At 72.8% G+C, this 18,429-nt stretch carries 14 protein-coding genes; 2 read left to right on the top strand and 12 right to left on the bottom strand.

Translation table 11 applies throughout. The features are described from left to right. Nucleotide 1: 1 nt before the first annotated feature. From ACESMR_RS15625 to ACESMR_RS15605, 5 genes are all read right to left on the bottom strand, one after another. Entirely contained in the window at nt 2-1,189 is a 1,188-nt protein-coding gene (locus tag ACESMR_RS15625) for an exo-beta-N-acetylmuramidase NamZ domain-containing protein (protein ID WP_373048029.1), read from the bottom strand. Nucleotides 1,190-1,314: 125 nt separating this feature from the next. After that, a complete protein-coding gene (locus ACESMR_RS15620; protein WP_373048028.1) occupies nt 1,315-2,433 on the bottom strand; it encodes an adenylate/guanylate cyclase domain-containing protein in 1,119 nt (372 codons plus the stop codon). Between the two features lie 96 nt (nt 2,434-2,529). Next, on the bottom strand, nt 2,530-2,925 hold the full coding sequence (locus tag ACESMR_RS15615) for a hypothetical protein (protein ID WP_373048027.1): 396 nt from the start codon (nt 2,923-2,925) through the stop codon (nt 2,530-2,532). Between the two features lie 101 nt (nt 2,926-3,026). Further along, nucleotides 3,027-3,701, bottom strand: a complete 675-nt coding sequence (locus ACESMR_RS15610) for a hypothetical protein (RefSeq protein WP_373048026.1) — start codon at nt 3,699-3,701, stop codon at nt 3,027-3,029. A 162-nt stretch (nt 3,702-3,863) separates the two neighbouring features. Then, the gene (locus ACESMR_RS15605; RefSeq protein WP_373048025.1) at nt 3,864-4,091 is read right to left on the bottom strand and encodes a hypothetical protein; all 228 of its coding nucleotides are present in this window, start codon (nt 4,089-4,091) and stop codon (nt 3,864-3,866) included. A gap of 142 nt (nt 4,092-4,233) precedes the next feature. On the opposite strand from ACESMR_RS15605, the gene ACESMR_RS15600 reads away from it, so the two are divergent. Then, nucleotides 4,234-4,386: a hypothetical protein gene (locus tag ACESMR_RS15600; RefSeq protein ID WP_373048024.1), complete on the top strand. Its 153-nt coding sequence runs from the start codon at nt 4,234-4,236 to the stop codon at nt 4,384-4,386. Nucleotides 4,387-4,393: 7 nt separating this feature from the next. Here ACESMR_RS15600 and ACESMR_RS15595 read toward each other — a convergent pair whose 3' ends face one another. From ACESMR_RS15595 to ACESMR_RS15575, 5 genes are all read right to left on the bottom strand, one after another. Next, entirely contained in the window at nt 4,394-4,588 is a 195-nt protein-coding gene (locus ACESMR_RS15595) for a DUF1232 domain-containing protein (RefSeq protein WP_373048023.1), read from the bottom strand. Between the two features lie 44 nt (nt 4,589-4,632). Beyond that, nucleotides 4,633-5,658 (bottom strand): SpoIID/LytB domain-containing protein, encoded by a 1,026-nt coding sequence (locus ACESMR_RS15590; RefSeq protein ID WP_373048022.1) that lies wholly within the window; start codon nt 5,656-5,658, stop codon nt 4,633-4,635. Beyond that, on the bottom strand, nt 5,658-8,045 hold the full coding sequence (gene pbpC, locus ACESMR_RS15585; RefSeq protein ID WP_373048021.1) for a penicillin-binding protein 1C: 2,388 nt from the start codon (nt 8,043-8,045) through the stop codon (nt 5,658-5,660). Before pbpC ends, ACESMR_RS15590 begins: the two co-directional genes overlap by 1 nt. After that, entirely contained in the window at nt 8,042-13,894 is a 5,853-nt protein-coding gene (locus ACESMR_RS15580) for an MG2 domain-containing protein (RefSeq protein WP_373048020.1), read from the bottom strand. The genes pbpC and ACESMR_RS15580 overlap by 4 nt, the downstream gene beginning before the upstream one ends. Before the next feature lie 174 nt (nt 13,895-14,068). After that, nucleotides 14,069-14,803 (bottom strand): HAD family hydrolase, encoded by a 735-nt coding sequence (locus tag ACESMR_RS15575; RefSeq protein ID WP_373048019.1) that lies wholly within the window; start codon nt 14,801-14,803, stop codon nt 14,069-14,071. 133 nt (nt 14,804-14,936) lie between these two features. Between ACESMR_RS15575 and ACESMR_RS15570 the strand changes: the two genes are divergently transcribed. Then, nucleotides 14,937-15,779, top strand: coding sequence for an HPP family protein (locus tag ACESMR_RS15570; RefSeq protein ID WP_373048018.1), 843 nt, complete (start codon nt 14,937-14,939; stop codon nt 15,777-15,779). On the opposite strand, the gene ACESMR_RS15565 is transcribed toward ACESMR_RS15570, so the two are convergent. Together ACESMR_RS15565 and ACESMR_RS15560 are read right to left on the bottom strand one after the other, a co-directional pair. Next, nucleotides 15,776-17,548: an ABC transporter ATP-binding protein gene (locus tag ACESMR_RS15565; protein WP_373048017.1), complete on the bottom strand. Its 1,773-nt coding sequence runs from the start codon at nt 17,546-17,548 to the stop codon at nt 15,776-15,778. The genes ACESMR_RS15570 and ACESMR_RS15565 overlap by 4 nt on opposite strands. Nucleotides 17,549-17,591: 43 nt before the next feature. After that, on the bottom strand, nt 17,592-18,365 hold the full coding sequence (locus ACESMR_RS15560) for a YoaK family protein (RefSeq protein ID WP_373048016.1): 774 nt from the start codon (nt 18,363-18,365) through the stop codon (nt 17,592-17,594). Nucleotides 18,366-18,429 lie beyond the last annotated feature (64 nt).

Below are 18,429 nucleotides of genomic sequence, written 5' to 3'. Positions count from 1 at the left end.
TTCAGGCCTCCGGGTAGAGGAGGTGGCGCTTCCGGAGCGGCAAAAACGCCGAGAGCTCCCCGTCCCAGGAGGCGGTGAGCTCCGCCAGCGAGCGGCCGGCGTCGATCCCCTGCCGGAGTTCGTCGTTGCCGGCGAGCAGATCGATGGCGGGCACGTCGCTCCTGTACTCGTACTCCTCGGTCCGCCAGCGGAAGGCGTCGCCGCCCAGCTCCCGCGCAGCGAGCAGGCACGCCACGCCGGTGCGCACCGGCAGGAAGGCCTCGCGATCGGTGACGTGCAGCATCACGCCGCCGCACATCTGCCGCCCGTGTTTCTGAAAGGTCGGCTCGAAATACGCAGGCCGGAAGAGCACGCCGGGGAGCGCCTCCGCCGCGAGCCGCTCCGCCAGCGCCTCCGGATCGAGGAAGGGCGCGCCCCAGAGCTCGAAGGGTCTCGTGGTGCCGCGGCCCTCGGAGAGGTTGGTCCCCTCGAGCAGACACATCCCGGGATAGACGCGGGCGGTGTCGACGGTGGGCATGTTGGGCGAGGGCGGGATCCAGTGCAGGCCGGTTGCGTCCCACTCCTTGGTGCGATCCCAGCCCTCGCAGCGGATCACCTCGAGCGCGCAGCGCTCCTCCGGCGGGTGGAGCTCGTTGAAGAGCTGCGCCAGCTCGCCTGCGGTCATGCCGTGCCGGTTGGGCAGATCGTAGAGGCCGACGAAGGAGCGGAAGGGCTCGCGCACCCGGTTGCCCTCGACGTGCACGCCGTCGATCGGATTGGGCCTGTCGAGCACCACGAATTTGATCCCCGCCCGCCCTGCCGCGCGCATGCAGAGCGCCATGGTGTAGACGAAGGTGTAGTAGCGGGCGCCCACGTCCTGGACGTCGTAGACCAGCACGTCGAGCCCCTCGAGCATCGCCGGCGTCGGCGCCAGCGAATCGAAGGTGGGGCCGTAGAGGGAGTGGACGAGGACGCCGGTGCGGGGATCACGCACGCCCCCCGCCACGTGGATCATGTCCTGCGCGCTGCCGCGGATGCCGTGCTCCGGACCGAAGAGCGCGGCGAGGTGGACACCTTCCGCCGCAGCCAGATGATCGGCCAGGTGGACGAAGCGGCGATCCACCGCGGTGGGGTTGCAGATCGCGCCGACGCGCAGGCCGCGCAGCACGGAGAACCGGCTGGCGGCGGCAACCTCGAGACCCGTACGCATCACGGCCTTCCCTCTCGCGTTGTTCGTTCGTACGCGGGGGACATTGGCATCCTGCGCCGCCGATGGGAAGCGGGAGCGCCGGCGTGGCACGCCCGGGCCAGGCGCTGCCTGTGAGGTGCGCCGCGCTATTTGCGTTCGAGGGTCGCGATCGCCTCGCGGGCCGCGTCGCCGGCGTTGCAGCCGCCGAGCTTGATCCTGGCGAGGAAGCCCTCCCCTTCGGGCTCCCGCTCCGAGAGATCCCGCAGCGCCTCGATCCCCGCTTCGTAGTCGATCGAGGCGAGGCTCTTCGCCGCGGCGGACCGGACCTCGCAGGCGTCGTGGCCGAGGAGCGCCACCAGCCTGTCGCCGGCGCGGGCCCGTCCCAGCTTCGGATCGCGCTGCGCCGCCTCGGTGAAGCGGCGGATGGCGCGATCGGACTCGCCGCGGGCCTGCGCGATCAGCCCCTCGAGATAGGTCTGCTCCGGGTCGGAGAGCGTGCCCGGCGGCAGCGAGCGCATCGACTGCTCCGCCTCGCCGGCCCGCCCCATCTCCGCCAGCCGCTCCACCCGCCGCAGCGGGCCGGTGTCGGTGAGCGCCACCACCGCCGCAGCAAGGATCACCGCGGTGGCGGCGACGGCGAACCAGCGCCACAGCCGCGACGCGGAGAGGCGCCTGCGGGCGAGCTCGGCGGGGTCGGGATCGGCGAGCTCGAGCCGCTCCAGCGCCGCTCCACCGTAGGGCATGCCACCCTCCGGCGTGCGGTGGAGGCGGTAGAGCCGCACCGGCTCGGGGATCCCGCGGAGCGAGTGGGGTCCGAGGTCGTCGACCTCCATCCACGTGCGGTCGGCGAGCAGATAGACCGCCTCGGTGAAACAGACCTCGCCGGCCTCGGCGGTCTCCTCGACCCGCGAAGCGATGTTGACCGCCTCGCCGTAGACGTCGTCGCGCTCGACGCGGACCTCGCCGGCGTTGATCGCGACACGGACCTCGATCTGCTCGGCGTCGGCGACCCGGCGGTTGAAGAGGGCGAGCCGGTCCTGGAGCGCGGCGCCACAGGCGACCGCACGGGTGGCCGAGTCGAAGACGACCAGGTAGGCGTCGCCGATGGTCTTCACCCGCCTGCCGCCGTAGCCGGCGATCACCGGCAGCAGCAACGCGTCGTGCAGCCGCAGGAGCCGCTCGTTCTCCGCGCGGGTCTGCCGGCTGGTGCGCTCGGTGAAGCCCTTGATGTCCGTGAACATCACGGCGTAGCTGGCGGTCTTCAACCAGGCTCCTCTTGCGGGTTGCCCCCCCGGGTCGGGATGCGACTGTCGACCACGAGGCGGGGCCGGATCAAGCGCCAAGGATGGGAGGATGGGACCTCATACGTAGAGTACGAGGTCCGCCGCCCGGGCCCGGGAGAGGAGTTCCTGCAGCCCCGGCACCTCGTCCACCAGCTCCCGGGCCCGCGAAGGATCGACGCCGGCGAGGCGCACGCCGGTCTCGCAGGCGGCGAAACGGGCGCCGAGGAGGCGCGCCTCCGCGAGCATCTCCGCCGGCGGCGGCAGGCCGAGGGCGCGGTGGCGCGCTGCCACCGCCTCGTCCTCGCCCTGCAGCGGTTCGTCGAAGGTGCCGGCAGCGAGGCGCGCGAGCGCGTCGAACCAGAAGACCACCAGCACCGCGTCCCCCGCCGCTGCGGCGGTGATGGCATGGGAGGCCACCTGGTAGCGGCGGGCGAAGGATTCGCCGTGGAGATGGAGGACGATCGAGCGGGACATGGGCCGGCTAGATAGCGAAGAGTGGCGGGCCTGCGCAAAGGAAAGGCCGGCGCTGCCTCCGTAGAGGCCGCCGGCCTTCCTGGCCTGACCAGATTCGCCGCCTACGCCTCGCGCGGACGGACCGTCGCGGTGCGGCGGGTTTCGAGCCGCTTGGCCGTCTTCGGCACACCGGCGACGCCGCCGAGAATGCCGGCGCCCATGCCCAGGAGGGCGGTGACGAAGAACCACCAGCCCGCTGCGGCGCCCACGTCGGCGGCCTGCGTCGCAGCCTGCCCCGGCTGCGCCTGCTGGGCCTGGCCGGCGATCTGCTGCTGCGCCTGGCTCAGCTCCTGCTGCACCGCAGGAGCGGCGGCGCCCGCAGCCTCGAGCCCGGAGCCCACGAGCTGGGTGCCGGCGCGGGCGGCGCTCCCCGCCGCGAAGGCCACGAAGAAGAGCATCGCCAGGAAGGAGAGCGCCCAGGTCATGAAGCCGAGCGAGGCGCCGTCCCTGCGAAAGAAGACGGTCGACGCCCGCGACGCGAGGAGCGCGCCGAGGAAGGTCGCGACCACGATGCTCAAGAAGGACCAGAGACCGGTCCAGATCCCCGCATTGCCGCCCCACTCCCCCCGGGCCGGGTTGATCGCGGTGAGACCGATCGCCGCGCCGAGCGCGTGGAGCAGGATGCCCACCGCCAGCGTCGCGATCGCGCCGATGAAGATGCCGCCCCAGCTGATGCGGGCGACCGGCTTTTCCATTGCCAAGAGCTCGTTCTGGACGAGCGGATTCGTCCCTGCCATGTCCCAACCTCCTTCGGGCCTGGCGCCGCAGGGAGCGGCGCACACGGGGCCGAAAGTCGCCTGCCCCACACTGTCCCACCGGGAACATTTGGGCTGCAGGCGCGGTCGGCAATGGGTCACCCGGGAGAGGCTCCCAGAGGAAACGCCGGGACGCTTGCAGGCTCAGCGAGCCGTTTCTTCGCCGATGTCGAGGGCGATGGCGTAGTCGCAATCCTCGCAGCAGAGCCAATCGGAGCGGATCTCCCGCCGCGTATCGGTGTGCGGCAGGGCGGCGCCGATCTCGCGGGCGGTGCGCCGGAGCACGGGCGAGAGCAGTCCCGAGCATTCGGGGCAGAGGGCAGGCGCCAGGTTGTAGGCCAGCCAGCGAATCGCAGCGATCAAAGGTGCCATCGCAGGCCGCAACCACCGGCGGCTCGGTGACCTTCCCGGGGTTCGGTGGCCCCACGGGCGGGCGGGGCCCTACTCGCATGGCAGGGAGGCGGGACGATCGCGACGAAGGCTTACCTTGCCCGCAACCGGAGGAGGTTTCGCCGTGAACGCAGAGCCACGCATCATCCGCGCCGCCCCGGCGCCGCACCCGCCGCCGGACAAGCCGGTGCCGCAGCCACAGACGCCGCATCCGCCGGCGCCGGCGCCGGAGCCGAAGCCGGAGACGCCGCTCGACGAGCCGCTCTCGGATCGGTAGCGGCGCGCTACGCGGCGGATTGTGAGCGACGGGCAGCGCGGCGGCGCTTGCCCAGCGCGCCGAGGAGGAAGGTGGCCGCGGCGACCAGGCCGTCGTCGACCCAGCCGACGCCGGGCACCACGTCGGGGATCGCGTCGATCGGCGAGACGACGTAGAGGGCAGCGAGGGCGGCGACAGCAACGAAGAGGCGGGGACGGGACATCGGAAACCTCCTTCGCCCCTCTACGCGCGGCGGCGCCGATCCGTTCAGCGCAGCCGCGCGTTCGGGAAGTAGTGGGCGAGGATCGCCGCGTGGTTGCTTCCCGCCCGGGCGAGCGCTGCGGCGCCAGCCTGGCAGAGCCCGGCGCCGTGGCCGTGGCCGCGGCCACGCAGGCGCACCGCGCCGCCGCCGGGCACGAAGTCGAAGCGGGGCGAGCGGACCACGCCCCATCCCGCCCGCCGATCGAGCGCTCGGGCGAAGCCTTCCGCGCTGGCGAAGCGACCGGTGGCCGGATCGACCCAGCGGCTCTCGCCGTGGCGGCGCAGCCGCGCGAGCGGAGCCGGGACGCCGAAGGCCTCGGCGATCGCCGCCTCCACCGCAGCCGTGGGAAGGAGCGCCTCCCACGGCGCGCTGCAGCCGGGGTCGGTGACGGGGGCGGCGCCGCTGCGATCGACGCCGCCGAAGAGCGCAGCCGGTGAAGCCGTTCGTCCGCCGCAGGAAGCGTGGAAGGGCGCCAGGGCGACGCTGCCGTCGGCGAGGCGGAGCACCTGCCCGGCCGTGGCCGCTGCAGCGGCGCGGGCCGCCGCCGCGTCGCTCCGCCTGCCGAAGGTGATCTGGCAATGGGCGAGGTCGCAGCGGCCGCCGGCCTCGTGGCGATCGGCACCGGCCACCGCATACGAGCGCACGACGACGGCGAGCGCCCGCAACGCCGCTGGCGGCGTGCCCGGCTCGCTCTCGGCTGCGACCACGTCGGCGACGTAGGCCTCGAGGGGCTGATCGATCCACACGGCGATCGCGCCGCGCTCCTGGCGAAGCTCGAGACTCCCGTCGTAGACACGGCGGAAACCCGCGCCCCGCAGCGCCCAGCGCGCCGGCTGCAGCGCGATGCGATCCCGCGGCACCCCGTCGACGAGGAGCCCCGCCGCGCCGGCGCGCACCAGCAGCTGTGTCGGCCCCCGGATCTCGATCCACCGCGGGGCGTGCCTGGAGAGGATCGAGACGCGCACCGTCTCGTCGGCAAGCGCTGGCGAAGCAAGGAGCAGGAGGCAGAGGAGCGCGAGGAGCTGCCGCATCAGCGCACCGTGTACCGCGCCACCGCGGCAGGTGCGGCGGCGCCGTCCAGCCAGAGCTCGATCCGATGGCTGCCGCGCACCGCCGGGATCCGGGTGGTGAAGGGCGCCGCCAGCTCGATCCGCTCTCCGTCCGCCACCACCACGGCCCTGCTCGTCCCGGCCGGGAGTACGGCGCGGACTGGCACGCTCTGCGCGCCTGCGGGCAGCCCCGCCTCGAGCAGGAATTCGTCGCCATCCGCAGGCGAGAGGAGCTCTGCCCTTCCCTCTCCGGCGCCCTCCTCGCAACCGGGCACCGGCGCTGCGGCGAGCCCCTCGCCCCGGGCCCAGGCGTAGAAGCCCGGCCCGGGATCGAGCACCGGCGCCACCCGTGCCGCAGGCGCCCCGCAGGCCACCGGCCTGCCGCTCTCGTCGACGGGGGCGAGGCGGTGCATCGTGCAGTCCGCGTGCGGCTCGGTGCCGGGCAGGAAGATCTCGCGGAAGGCGCCGGGACACGCTGGCCCCGCGAGCCGTCCCGAGAGCGGGCAGATGGTGCGCTCGTCGAAGGCACTGCTGGAGACGAGCGGCGCCGGATCGATGCCGCGCATCGCCCGCACCATCACCCGGCGGAAGAGCGGCCCCGCGCCGGTGATCCCGGAGACGCCGCGCATCGAGGTGCCGTCGAAATTGCCGACCCAGACCACCACGGTGCGCTCCGCCGTATACCCCGCGGTCCAGTTGTCCACGTAGGCCCGCGAGGTGCCGGTCTTCGCCGCCACGGGAAAGGGCAGGCGCAGGGCGTTGTCCGCGCCGAAGGCAGGCGAGCGCGCCGCCTCGTCGGCGAGGATGTCGGTGAGGAGCGCCACCGCCGGCGCCGGGAGGAAGCGGCGCTCCTCGCCCCTGCCGAGCGGGATCGCCCGTCCCGCCGCATCGAAGGCGCGGCGCACCTCGGTGATCGGCGCCGCCAGGCCCCCGCGGGCAAGGCCCCGGTAGGCGGCAGCGAGCTCGCGCAGGGTGACGTCGCCATTGCCGAGGACGAGCCCCACGCCGTAATGCGAAGCGTCCTCGTCGAGGGAAGCGAAGCCCGCCCGCCGCAGCACCTCGAGCACCCGGGCCGGCTGGAGCTGCTCGGCGAGGCGCACCGCCGGCACGTTGTAGCTGCTCGCCAGCGCCGCCCGGAGGCGCACCGGCCCGTGCACCCTGCGGTCGTAATTCTTCGGCGCGTAATCGCCGGAAGGCGTGGCGAGGTGGGTCTCCACGTCGGAGAGGACCGTCGCCGCGGTGGCCCCGTCCGCCAGGGCGAGACCGTAGGCGAAGGGCTTGAGCGCGCTCCCGGGCTGGCGGAGCGCCCGCACGCCGTCGTTCTGCCCGAGGGCCTCCTCGTCGAGGAAGTCGACCGAGCCCACCCAGGCGAGGATCTCGCCGGTGCCGTTGTCGACCACCAGCGCCGCCGCCTGGCCGACGCGGTTCCCGGCGAGGGCCGCCACCTCCTCGCGCAGCATCGCCTCCACGTCGGCCTGCAGCGCCGGATCGATCGTCGTCTCGATCCGCGCGGCGCCGTCGAGGCCGAGGGCGGGGAGCGCGCCGGCGAGATGGGAGACGAGGTGCGGCGCCTCGAAGGCCCGCGCCGGCGCGACGAGATCGAGGGGCGTGGAGAGCGCCACCCGGCGTTCCTCGGCGGTGATCGATCCGAGCCGCTCCATCTGCGCCAGCACGATCTCCATCCGGCGCCGGGCCGCCTCGGGGCGGCGGAAGGGATCGAGCCGCGCCGGCGATCGCGCCATGCCGGCGAGGAGCGCCGCCTGGCCGAGGGAGAGGCGGGAGGCGGGCCTGCCGAAGTGGAACCGAGCCGCCGCTTCGACACCGTAATTCGAGTGCCCGAGGGGCACGCGATCGAGGTAGGCCCGCAGGAGTTCGTCGCGGGGGAGCTGCGCCACGAGCCGCAAGCCCAGCAGCGCCTCCCCCGCCTTGCCGGCGAGGCTCCGCTCCCTGGGCACGAGCCGCCTGGCGAGCTGCTGCGGGATGGTGGAGGCGCCGCTCACCACCCGCCCCGCCCGCAGGTTCTGGACCGCGGCGCGGAGAATGGCGAGGGGGTCGACGCCGGGGTGGCGCGCGAAGCGCTTGTCCTCCGCTGCGAGGAAGGCTGCGCGAACCTGCGGCGGGATCGGCCCCGGGAGCGGCACGCTCCGCCCGTCGTCGCGGGAGCGGAGCTCGCGGAGCAGCCCGCCCTCCCGATCGGTGATCCGGGTGGAGGTGATCGCCGCCCGATCGAGCAGCCCTTCGGGCAGCGGCCAGAGCACGAAGGCGAGGAGCGCCACCGCGCCCAGGTGCAGCGCGAACGCAGCAGCGCGCGCGAAGGACGCTCCTCCTTGCGTTCGCTCCGCCTTCGGCTCCGCTTCACGAACGCTCACCGCTCCGCCACCGGTTGCGCGTCGATCACCTCGAGGAGCCCGCCGTCGGAGCGGCCGAAGACCTCCGGCGCGTACATCTCCTCGGCATGGACCGGCGGCAGCACGAAGCGCCCGGGGGTGGTGGCCCGCGCCACGAACGAGGCGACGTGCACGCCGGGGGGCAGCTGATCGGCGAAGAGCAGCACCCGGTCGTCGCGGATCTCGGTGTGGCTCCAGGGGCTGTAGAAGCGCTCCGCCCACGGACCGAAATCCTCCGGCGGCCTGTCGCCGTAGAGGTCCTCGGCGCTCTCGTATTCGTAGCCCTCGCCGGGTCCCTCCTCTTCCTGCGTCCGCGGCAGCGCAGCGGTGCTGGCGAGCGAGGTATCCACCGCCTCGAGGCCCGCAGGGAGCGGCACCTCGATCGCCGCGTAGTGGCGCTGCTGGTTCGAGGCGATCCGCACCCGGACCCGGACGAGCTCCCCGGCGTAGAAGCGCTTCGCCTGGCCACCGCCCTCGTAGGGCTCGAACCAGCGCTGCACGGTGAGGCCGCGATCGAGCGGCCTGGTGGGCATCTCCTCCGGCGCGTAGCGCAAGCGCGCCGCGTAGTAGAGAACGCCCTCCCCCTCCTTGCGGAAGGTGAGCGCGCCACCGCCACCGAGGCGGCTCATCGGCAGCTCCGCCTTCTCGATCCGCATCGAGCGTCCCTCGAAGGCCTGCGAGACGAGGGCGTCGCCTCCGAGGATCACGCGTGCGGTGAAGTCCGGCACCGCCGCCTCCTTCACCCGCGTCACCTCGGTCAGCGCGGTGAGGGCGAAGGCCGCCTCCTGCGTGGTGTCGTAGCGGCCGTCCTCGCCGCGGGCGCTGCCGAGCCACCGGGCGATCTTCGCCACGAAAGGATGCTCCGGCGTGATCGCCACCAGGGTGCCGAGGACGATGGCGGTGGTGCGGGTGTCGGTGGACCAGAGCGCCGCGTAGGTCCGCGGATCGGTCTCCTCGAAGTGCACGCCGCCTGGCGACTCCTTCGCGTGGTTGAGGATCTCGCCGAGGAGCTGCCGGGCCTGGGCGCGATCGCCCCCGCCCACGAACATCGCGTCGGCAAGCTGCGCCTGGGCGAAGAGCGGCAGCTTCTTCCGCTCGCGGTAGAGCGCGCCGAAATACGACGGGCGCGCCTTGCCGGTGCGCGCCAGCGTCCAGAGCGCCGCCACCCGCACCTCGTCGGAGGGCGCGTTGCAGCCCCAGCCGCAAGCCTCGCACTGCCCCGCCGCCACCACGTCCGCCAGGAACGACTGGCCGCGCGCGAGAGCCTGCGCGTCGACCGCGTACCCCACCTCCTTGGCCCGGGCCAGCGCCCAGACCGCATAGGCCGAGGCGTAGTGTGAGGAGCAGGGGCTCGAGGCCCAGTAGCGGTAGCCGCCGTCGTGGCCCTGGAGCTGCTCGATCGCCTTCACGGTCTTCGCCACCACCACGTCGGGATCGGTGCTGCCCCACTGCCGCAGCGCCTGCTCGTCGAGCCAATTGCCGGCTGCATCCTTCCACGGGATCCCGAAGCGGCCGGAGAGCTCGCGCAGCGCCACGAAGGGCGTGAGCCGCGAGGACATCTGCTCGAGGCAGCCGTAGGGATAGTCGACCAGCTGGTCGAAGTTCTCATCGAAGCCGCCGAGGGCCGTGGAGGCCATGGTGATCTCGAGACCACCCACGTCGGGCCGCGCGCCCTTCGGCGGCACGAGCCCCTCGCTCGTCTCGGTGGTGGTGTCGCCGTACGTGGCCACCGCCTCCATCGCCACCGGCAGCTTCACCGGGATCCGCTGCTCCACCCCGTCGCGCTCGCCGCCGCCCTGCGCCGCGAAGCGGAGCACCGCGGTGCCCTCCTTCTCGGCGACGAAGAGGAAGCGGACCTCCCGCGGCCTGCCCTGCACGACCGACACGGTCTGCGTGGCAGGGCCCTCGATGCGCACCCCTTCCGCCTCTGCGGTGACCTGCACCTCCGGCGCCTCGAAGCGGTGGCCGTGGAGCACCACGCCGGCCTCGAAGCGATCGCCGACGCGCACCGCCCGCGGCAGCGCCGGCAGGGCCAGCAGCGGCTTGGCGACCTTCACCTGCGCGACGCCGCTGCCGAAGCGATCGTCGGCGCCCACCGCCACCGCGAGGATCCGCCAGGTGGTGAGGTTGTCGGGGAGCTCGAACTCCACCTGCGCCCTGCCCTGCGCGTCGGTGACGACCGAGGGCGCGAAGAGCACCGTGGTCTGGAAGCGGGAGCGGAAGCCGGCGCCCGATCCGTCGCCGCCGCCGCCGCCGGGGCTCTGCCCCTTCTCGCCGTAGAGGCGCCGCTGCACGAGATGCAGGAGCGGCTCACCGATCCGCACCGAGAGCCCCTGCCGCGGATGGATCGCCGCCACCAGATCCGGCGCCTCGTAGCCGGTGAGCCGGAGCACCGCCTCGTCCACCGCCCAAACCGCCAGCTCCGCCTGCGCGCCGCTGCCATCGGCGCCGCGCACGGCGAGGTCCACCCGCACCCTTTCACGCGGCCGCTTCTCCGCCGCGTCGGGCTTCACCTCCACCGCGAGGCGCCGCGCCTTCTTCTCCACGAGGAGCTCGGTATAGCCGACGCGAACCGCGGGCCTGCCCGGATCCTGGCCGCTCTCGATCCCGCCCTCGTCCACCCTGCCGCGCGCGAGGATCACGCCGACGAAGACGTTGGGGATCGACGCCTCGGTGATCGGGACCTCGATGGTGGTAGAGGCCCCGGTGAGCCTGATCCGCTCCGCCGAGATCACGCCGGCGCGCTCCACGGTGACCAGCGCCTCGGCCTCCGGGTAGGGACTCTTCACCAGGATCTTCGCCGTCTGCCCCGGCTCGTAGATCTTCCGATCGGCGACGAGATCGATCCGATCGGTATCGCCCCGCTGCCACGAGACCCAGCCGCCGCCCACCACATAGAAGGAATCGCGGGTGGTCTGCGTGCGCCCCTGCGCGTCGGTGACCGTGGCCTCGAGCAGGTAGAAGCCGGGCTCCTTCGGCGTGAAGGTGCAGCGCTGCGGGGTCGAGGTCGAACGAACCTCGCAGCCGCTCACCCGCTCCTCCACCGGCTCGCTCTCGGTGTACCAGTGGCCGCCGACGCCCTTCTTGCGAATCGACTGCCAGCTGCGGCGTTTCAGCTCGAGGGCGATCTTCGCGCCTTCCGCCCGTGTGCCCTCCGGCGACACGGCGACGAGCTCGATCGCTACCTCCTTGCCCACCTCGGCGAATCCGTTGCCTGCCACCCGGGTGCCGGCAAAGAGCGCCGCCGGGTGCACCGGGATCGAGGCGCGGGCCGCCACCCGCTGCCGGTTCACGTCGGCGACCTCCGCCTCGACGGTGTACTGCCAGCTCCTGCCCGCAGGGGCCTCGGCCTTGCCGAGATCGAGGGAGATGGCGCCCTTCGCGTCGACGCTGCCGCTGCCGCCGCCGACGATCTCGCTGCTCGGCTGCGGCCGCTCGTCGTCCCACCACCAGGTGTTGGCGCCGAAGACGAAGCCGCCGTTCCCCGGCGGGGTGAAATCGAGGGTGCTGCGCTGCACCGACCAATTGACCTTCGCGTCGGACATCGCGCCGCCGAAGAGGTAGCGGGCGGCGACGTGGGCCTGGAGCGGATCGCCGGTGAAGGCGACCTCTGCGGGGATGCGCACGTCGACCTGGAACTGCGGCGCCCGGTACTCCTCCACGCGGAAGTCGCCGCCCCAGCGCAGCATCTCCCCCTTCTCGAGGGACGCCGTCGCCTCCACCAGCCAGGTGCCGAGGGGCGCGTCCGCCGGCACCGCGAAGTCGGCGTGGAAGGTCCCGAAGCGGCTCACCTGCACCTGCCGCTTCGCCACCTCGTCGCCGCGGGGGCTGCGGAGCAGCAGCTCCACCGCCGTCCCCTCCGGCGGCTTGTGCAGCGCACCGAGGCGGCGGAAGCGGACCACGCCCTTGGTGTGGACCGTCTCGCCGGGCCGGTAGATCCCGCGCTCGGGGAAGACCAGGCCGAGGCTCTTGCGCTCGTTGCCCTCCCACTCCATCGGCAGGTCGAAGGCCACCGGCGCGAGACCGTCCATCCACTGTGACAGCGCCGCGCCGAGATCGCCGTCCTTGGCTGCGGTGACCAGGGCGAAGGGCGCCTCCCACCGGTAGCCGCGGTCCTCGCCGGGCAGGAGCTCGGAGAGGCCGGGCACCCGGGCGAGGCCGCTTTCGTCGGTGCGGCCCTGCCACTTCCGCGTCCCGGTCCGGTCGTAGAGGACCAGCTCCGCCCCCGGGACCGACGAGCCGGTGGAGAGCCGGGTCACCCAGACCGCGCCGGAGGTGGCGCCGAGCTTGGTGTGCACCGCCAGATCGGTGATCTGGCCGATGATCCGATCGGGGCCGCGCTGCGGGATCCGCGGCGCGGCGATCCGCGCGGCGAAGAGCCCGGAGCGGGAGAAGCCGAGCTCCTTGCGGACCTCGATCGGCGTCCACTTCGTCCGGTTGGGCGTGGCGGCGGTCTCCACGGAGAAGGTGCGGTCCGCTGCGCCGGGCTGCGCCTCGCGGCTGGCGAGGAGCCGCGCCATCTCCGCGGGCTCGAGCCGCCAGAGCGACACGTCGATCCGCGGCACGTTCACCGTCTCGACGGGCAGGCTCGCCTCACCGTTGCTCTCGAGGAGCGCCACCTCGCCGCCTGCGTTCCAGAAGGGCTCGCGATCGTCGGTGCGCACCGTGCCCTCGAAGGCGGCGGCGCGTTGGTGGAAGACGTCGGAGAGTCCCGCCGCCACGCGCAGGGTGTAGGTCGTTCCCGGGCGCCAGTTGCCGGGGAGGACCACCCACGGGTCCCGCACCGAGCTCCACTCGCTGGGCAGGTGGCGCTCCACCCGATCCCAGTCGATCTCCACCGCGGGCTCGACGGTGAGCAGGCCGCGCAGCTTCTCGACCTCCGCCTCGTTGGAGGTGCGCAGCACCACCGGCCCCCAGGGACAGGTGCCGTCGTTCCACATGCACTTCTGCACCCCCTCGACCCGCATCGGGCCGTAGGTGCGGAAGGGGAAGGTCTGGGTCTCACCGAGGGTGAGCGGCCCCTGGCTGCCCCGCAGGGATCCGTCGATCACCAGCCGGAGATCGCTGTCGAGGGGCACCGGCCCCTCCGCCTGGAGCACGTAGCGGGTCTGCTGGTTGCGGAAGGGATCGTCCTCCATCCGATCGAAGCGGCGCCGCTTCTCGTTGGCGCGCAGCTCGTCGGCGACGAGGACCTTCTCGATCACCTTGAGCTGCAGCGGCGCCCGGGTCTTGACCACGTGGAGGGAGACCGCGTGGTCGATGTCCGCCACCGGCTGGTTGAGGATCAGGGTGAACTTCGGGAGCGTGTCGAGCCAGCGGTGGCCCGGGGGCGGGTGGATGGTCTGCACCACCGGCCGCGGCGTGGAGAAGGAGAAGCGGTAGGGCTCGCCGAGGGTGGAGCCGTCGAGCGCGCGCAGCCCCGCGGGGACCGTCACCTCGAAGGTGGTGGCGTAGGGCAGCTGCGACGCCGGCACGAACTCGGCGGTGGTGGAGCCGAGCCACTTCCAGGTGCCCGCCACCGCCGGGGCGATCTGCGCCGGCTGCAGCTGCTGCCCGTCGACCTCCTGCAGCGCCACGATCGGCCGGGAGAAGGTGATGGTCGGGTGGAAGCTCCCCTCGGCCTCGCCCTGCGGCCGGGCCACCACCACCGCGAGCGCGCCGTCGGCGCCCGGCAGCGCCTCGGGATCGACCTGCACCGATGGCGCAGCGGGAAGCGGTTCGAGGACGCGTCCCTCCTCCTCCACCGCCGTGGGCTTCTCGCCCCCGCAGGTGCAGGAGAACGCGGTGAGCAGCGCCAGCAGCGCTGCGATGCGGAGTCCCGATGCCTTCATGGATCCCTCTTCCGATCGCCCGGCAGGCAAACGCACGGGAGACGGCGACACGCCGTCCCGCATTCATGCGATTGCAGGCACAGTACCAGCGGCGGGAGGGCCCCGATCGTGCGAATTCCCGCACGTCGCAAAGGTGGGATGTGGGCGCCGTGCCACGGGCGCGCGGCCCTGCGGCTACGGGAGGGTGAAGTCCGCCACCGCCGGGATGCTCGGCTCGACCGCCACCTCGCGCCCCGAGTGATCGGTGGCGAGGTGCACCGCCAGCGCCTCGGGAAAGACCCGGTGGTAGTCGTTGATGTGGATCGGCTCGTTGTCGAAGGCCGCTATCACCGTACCCATCTCCCGCAGGCGGGCGTGGGCCATGCGCTTGAAGTCGTCGTCGGTGACCTCGAAGGTCGGCTTCATGATCAGCGTGGCCCGCTCCCCCGCGGGGACGGGGAACCCGCCCAGACGCAGGCTCTCGACGCTGCCAGCGCGCATCGGCTCGTGGCGCCCGGTGCAGTAGGCCACCGTCGCCCCCGCCTCCCACACGGCGCGCACGAAGGCGGGCGCCCCGGCGATGGGCCGGTCGTCGATGCAGTAGGGGCTGGTAAAGAAGCGCTCCCGCCAGAACTCCTTCGCCGGTGCGGCGATCGCCTCGATCCGCTCGTCGGAGAGACCGACCGCGCGCATGGCGGGCTTCATGTCCCAGCCCGAGGTCCAGTGGTCGGCGGTGCAGGCCTCGAGCGCGGGGACGCCGTGGGCGGCGCCGAACTCCCGGAGGATCCGGGCCTGCCGGGGCTTGTTGTCGAAGAGGGTCGAGTCGAGATCGAAGACGGCGATGCCGCGCGCGCCGTGCCGGCGGGCTGCCTCGAGGACCTGGCGGAGAACGAAGCGATTGGCGGGATCGGGCTTGGCGAAATTCGTCATGGCCCGCCCCGGATAGACGCAAACGCTCCGTTTGTCGAGGGGCGGACAGGCGGGCCCGTCACCGATTCCCGGGGGGGCTTAGCTTCATCCGCAAGCGCTGCAAAACCGCCAGCGAGCGGAAGGGGAGATGCACATGCGTATCGGCGATGTGATGACGCGCAACGTCTACACGGTGCGGGAGTGGGAGGAGTTGGGGCTCACCTCGGACCTGATGCGGTTCCGCCGCTTCCGGCACCTGCCGGTCCTCGATTCCCACGACAAGGTGGTGGGACTGATCTCGCGGATGGACCTGATGGAGCACGCCGCGAAGCCCGGCAATCCGCGGCTCGTCCCCGTCTACGACGTGATGCCCCGGCCGCCGGTCACCATCTCGGTGGACGGCGACACCGACGAGGCGATCCGCCTCATGCTCTCCAAACACATCCACTCCCTCCCGGTTCTCGACGGCGAGGGCAAGCTCTGCGGGATCGTCACCGACAGCGACCTGCTCGGCGCCCTCTCGGGGCAGCGCCTGCCCCTCGAGAACCTCACCGACGTGCCGGTGGCCCGGGTGATGACCCCCGACCCGATCACCATCGGCACCGACGCCAGCCTGGGTGATGCGGCCGGCGCCCTCCTCGAGGGCGGCTTCCGCCACCTGCCGGTGATCGACGAGGAGTTCCGCCTGGTGGGGATCATCTCCGAGCGCGACCTGCGCAGCAGGCTGGGCACCGACTTCCTCGACTGGACCAGCGTCGAGCGCTCGCGCCTGGACGAGCCGGTCTCCAACGTGATGATCCCCGATCCGGTGGTGATGCGGACCCACAACAAACTCTCGGAGACCCTCGACCTCTTCACCGACGAGCGGATCGGCGCGGTGCCGATCCTCGACGACGAGGATCACCTGGTGGGGATCCTCTCCTACGTCGACGTGCTCGTCTGGCTGCGGGACGCGAAGGCGCACCAGGGCCGCACCGTCTCGCCCAGCGCGCCTTAAGCAGCCTGCAGCTGCCAGAGGCGGGAGAAGGCGCCCCCGGCCCGGAGGAGGTCGTCGGGGCGCCCGTCCTCCACCACCCTGCCGCCGTCCAGCACCACCACCCGGTCCACGCCACGCAGCGAGGCGAGGCGGTGGCTGATGATCACGCCGATCCGCTCGCCGCCGAGGGCGCGGGCGAAGGCCTCCTGGAGGAGCGCGTCGTTCTCCGCGTCGAGGGCGCTGGTCGCCTCGTCGAGGACGAGGACGCGGGCGCCGCGGGCCAGGGCCCTGGCCACGCCGAGGCGCTGGCGCTCGCCACCGGAGAGGTTGCTGCCCCGCTCCCCGAGCACCGCGTCGTAGCCACCGGGCAGCCGCTCGATCCAGACGTGGGCGTTGGCCTCCCGGGCAGCCCGCCGGACCACCTCGTCGGAGAGCGCGGCGCCGCAGGTGATGTTCGCCCGGGCGGTGTCGGCGAAGACCACCGTCTCCTGCGGCACGTAGCCCACGTGGGAGCGGAGCGAGGCCAGGGCGATCTCCCTGGCGTCGACGCCGTCGAAGCGCACGCTGCCGGAGGAAGGCTCCACGAAGCGGAGCAGCAGCTGCGCGATGGTGCTCTTGCCCGCCCCGCTCTCCCCCACCAGCGCCACCGTCTCGCCGGCCCGGAAGGTGAGGTCGAGGTCGTGGATCACCTCGCGGTCGCCGTAACGCACGGAGACGCCCTCGAGGCGGACCTCCCGCGGCGGGGGCACGGGGCGCGCGCCGGGGGCGTCGCCGATGGCGTCGGGGGCGTCGAGGATCTCGAAGGCCCGGTCGGCTGCGGCGCGGAGCTGGGCCAGCTGCTGCCCCAGGTTCCCGAGGGCCTTCAAGGGCTGGTAGAGCATCAGCGCCGCAGCGGCGAAGGAGATCACTGCCTCGGGCGGGAGCCTGCCCGCCACCACTGCCCGGCCCGCGTAGGCGATGGCCAGCGCCATCGCCACTACGCCGAGACCCTCCATCGTCGGGCTGTAGGCGGCGCGGAGCCGCAAGGAGGTCCGCATCGTCTCGAGGAGCCGCAGGCTCGCCTTCCCGAAGCGTCGGGTCTCGAAGGCCTGGCCGTTGTAGGCGGAGACGATCCGGTGGCCCTGGAGCATCTGCTCGGCGCGGCGGGCGACGGCGGCCTGGGCAGCGAGCTGCTCGCGCCCGATGGCCCGCAGCTTCGCGGCGAAGCGGCGCACGGGAACCAGCGTGCCCGGCACCACCACCGCCGCGGCGATCACCAGGCGGATGTCGATGAAGGCGCAGACGACGAGGAGCGCGACCGCCTGGGTGACGTCGCGGACGAGGGTCGCCACCACCTGGGTCGCCGCAGACTCGGCGCTGGAGACGTCGGCGGTCATCCGCGAGACCAGCTCGCCCATCGACCGCTCCCGGTAGAAGCCGGGGTCCGCGCGCAGGAGGCGCTCGTAGAGGAGCCGCCGCAGATCCGCTGCAGCCGCTGCCACCGAGCCGGGGAGGAGCGCGTTGAAGCCCGCCGAGGCTGCGGCCTTGATCGCAGCGGCCCCCACCAGCAGCGCCGGCAGCGCGCCGAAGACGAAGCGGGAGAGGGCCTCGAGAAAGGCCGCGGGCAGCAGCTCCTGGAGCATGCCGCTCGCGCCGAGAGAGCCACCCTGGATGAGCAGGCGCACCGCCGGGCCAGCGAGCCACGCGTAGCCGCCCATGCCCACCGCGGCGAGGGCAGCGCAGGCCACCGCAGCGAGGAGGCGGCCGCGGTAGGGAGCCAGGAGCTGGAGAAGGCGCGCGTCGGTCGTCATGGCCGCCGCTCTTTTCGCAGAAGGCGGCGCCTCACCACAAGGATCACCGCAGCATCGCCGGCGCCGGCCTGCGCCGCTTCGCGAGATCGAGCCCGAGGAGCGAGACGAGCACCAGGCAGGGGAGCGCCATGGCGAGGTGCCCGCTCCACAGGTAGAGGAGCGGGCCCGCGACGGCGCCGAGGAAGAAGGAGCCGAAGATGGCGAGGTGGAGCCAGGCCCGCTCGAGCTCTTCGTGGACGAGGATCTCGGGAAGGTGGCGGAGCCTGCCCAGCAGGCCGAGGCCCGCGGTGCGTTCCCGGTACCAGATCCAGAGCCGGACCAGCTCGATCCCGAGGTCGGTGGTGATCCCGGTGAGGTGGGTGGTGCGCACGACTGCCCCGGAGATCCGGGTGACCAGGGCGTTCTGCATCCCCATCGCGTAGCTGAGGATCGCGGTGAGCACGAGCAGGTAGAGGTGGGGCTTGGGACCTGCGCCTGCGGAGAGCACGGTGAAGAGGCCGAGGAGGAGCGCCTCGAGCAGGAGCGTGCTCCGGTAGTGGGCCCTGCCGCCGATCCGCCTGGCGACGTCGACCAGCACGGTGGCAGTCATCGCGCCGAAGAGGAATGCCACCACCAGCACGAGGAAATCCCACGCCAGGGCGAGGTGCCCCTGCGCCAGCTCGTCGCCGACGCGGGCGAGGTTGCCGGTGACGTGGGAGGTGTAGGTGCCGACGACGAAGAAGCCGGTGGCGTTGACCGCCCCGGCGACGCCGGAGAGCGCGATCGCCAGCCGGGCGTTCTCCGAGAACGAGCGGGCTTTTCCTTCGTGCGAGAACATGGACCTGCCTGCACGCGGCCTGGGTGCGTCGGTCGGTGCGCCGCGATCCATAACGCCGAAAGGC

Origin of the sequence: Vulgatibacter sp. (genome assembly GCF_041687135.1) — a bacterium.
In the GTDB taxonomy this organism is placed as follows: Bacteria; Myxococcota; Myxococcia; order Myxococcales; family Vulgatibacteraceae; genus JAWLCN01.
Note: the sequence above shows the minus strand (reverse complement) of the source record. Positions and strands in the feature narration are given on the sequence as shown.

Excerpts from the sequence above, each read along its gene's own strand:
- ACESMR_RS15625 (WP_373048029.1), bottom strand. The coding sequence starts at position 1,189 with ATGCGTACGGGTCTCGAGGTTGCCGCCGCCAGCCGGTTCTCCGTGCTG.
- ACESMR_RS15615 (WP_373048027.1), bottom strand. The coding sequence starts at position 2,925 with ATGTCCCGCTCGATCGTCCTCCATCTCCACGGCGAATCCTTCGCCCGC.
- ACESMR_RS15610 (WP_373048026.1), bottom strand. The coding sequence starts at position 3,701 with ATGGCAGGGACGAATCCGCTCGTCCAGAACGAGCTCTTGGCAATGGAA.
- ACESMR_RS15605 (WP_373048025.1), bottom strand. The coding sequence starts at position 4,091 with ATGGCACCTTTGATCGCTGCGATTCGCTGGCTGGCCTACAACCTGGCG.
- ACESMR_RS15595 (WP_373048023.1), bottom strand. The coding sequence starts at position 4,588 with ATGTCCCGTCCCCGCCTCTTCGTTGCTGTCGCCGCCCTCGCTGCCCTC.
- ACESMR_RS15590 (WP_373048022.1), bottom strand. The coding sequence starts at position 5,658 with ATGCGGCAGCTCCTCGCGCTCCTCTGCCTCCTGCTCCTTGCTTCGCCA.
- ACESMR_RS15580 (WP_373048020.1), bottom strand. The coding sequence starts at position 13,894 with ATGAAGGCATCGGGACTCCGCATCGCAGCGCTGCTGGCGCTGCTCACC.
- ACESMR_RS15575 (WP_373048019.1), bottom strand. The coding sequence starts at position 14,803 with ATGACGAATTTCGCCAAGCCCGATCCCGCCAATCGCTTCGTTCTCCGC.
- ACESMR_RS15570 (WP_373048018.1), top strand. The coding sequence starts at position 14,937 with ATGCGTATCGGCGATGTGATGACGCGCAACGTCTACACGGTGCGGGAG.
- ACESMR_RS15565 (WP_373048017.1), bottom strand. The coding sequence starts at position 17,548 with ATGACGACCGACGCGCGCCTTCTCCAGCTCCTGGCTCCCTACCGCGGC.
- ACESMR_RS15560 (WP_373048016.1), bottom strand. The coding sequence starts at position 18,365 with ATGTTCTCGCACGAAGGAAAAGCCCGCTCGTTCTCGGAGAACGCCCGG.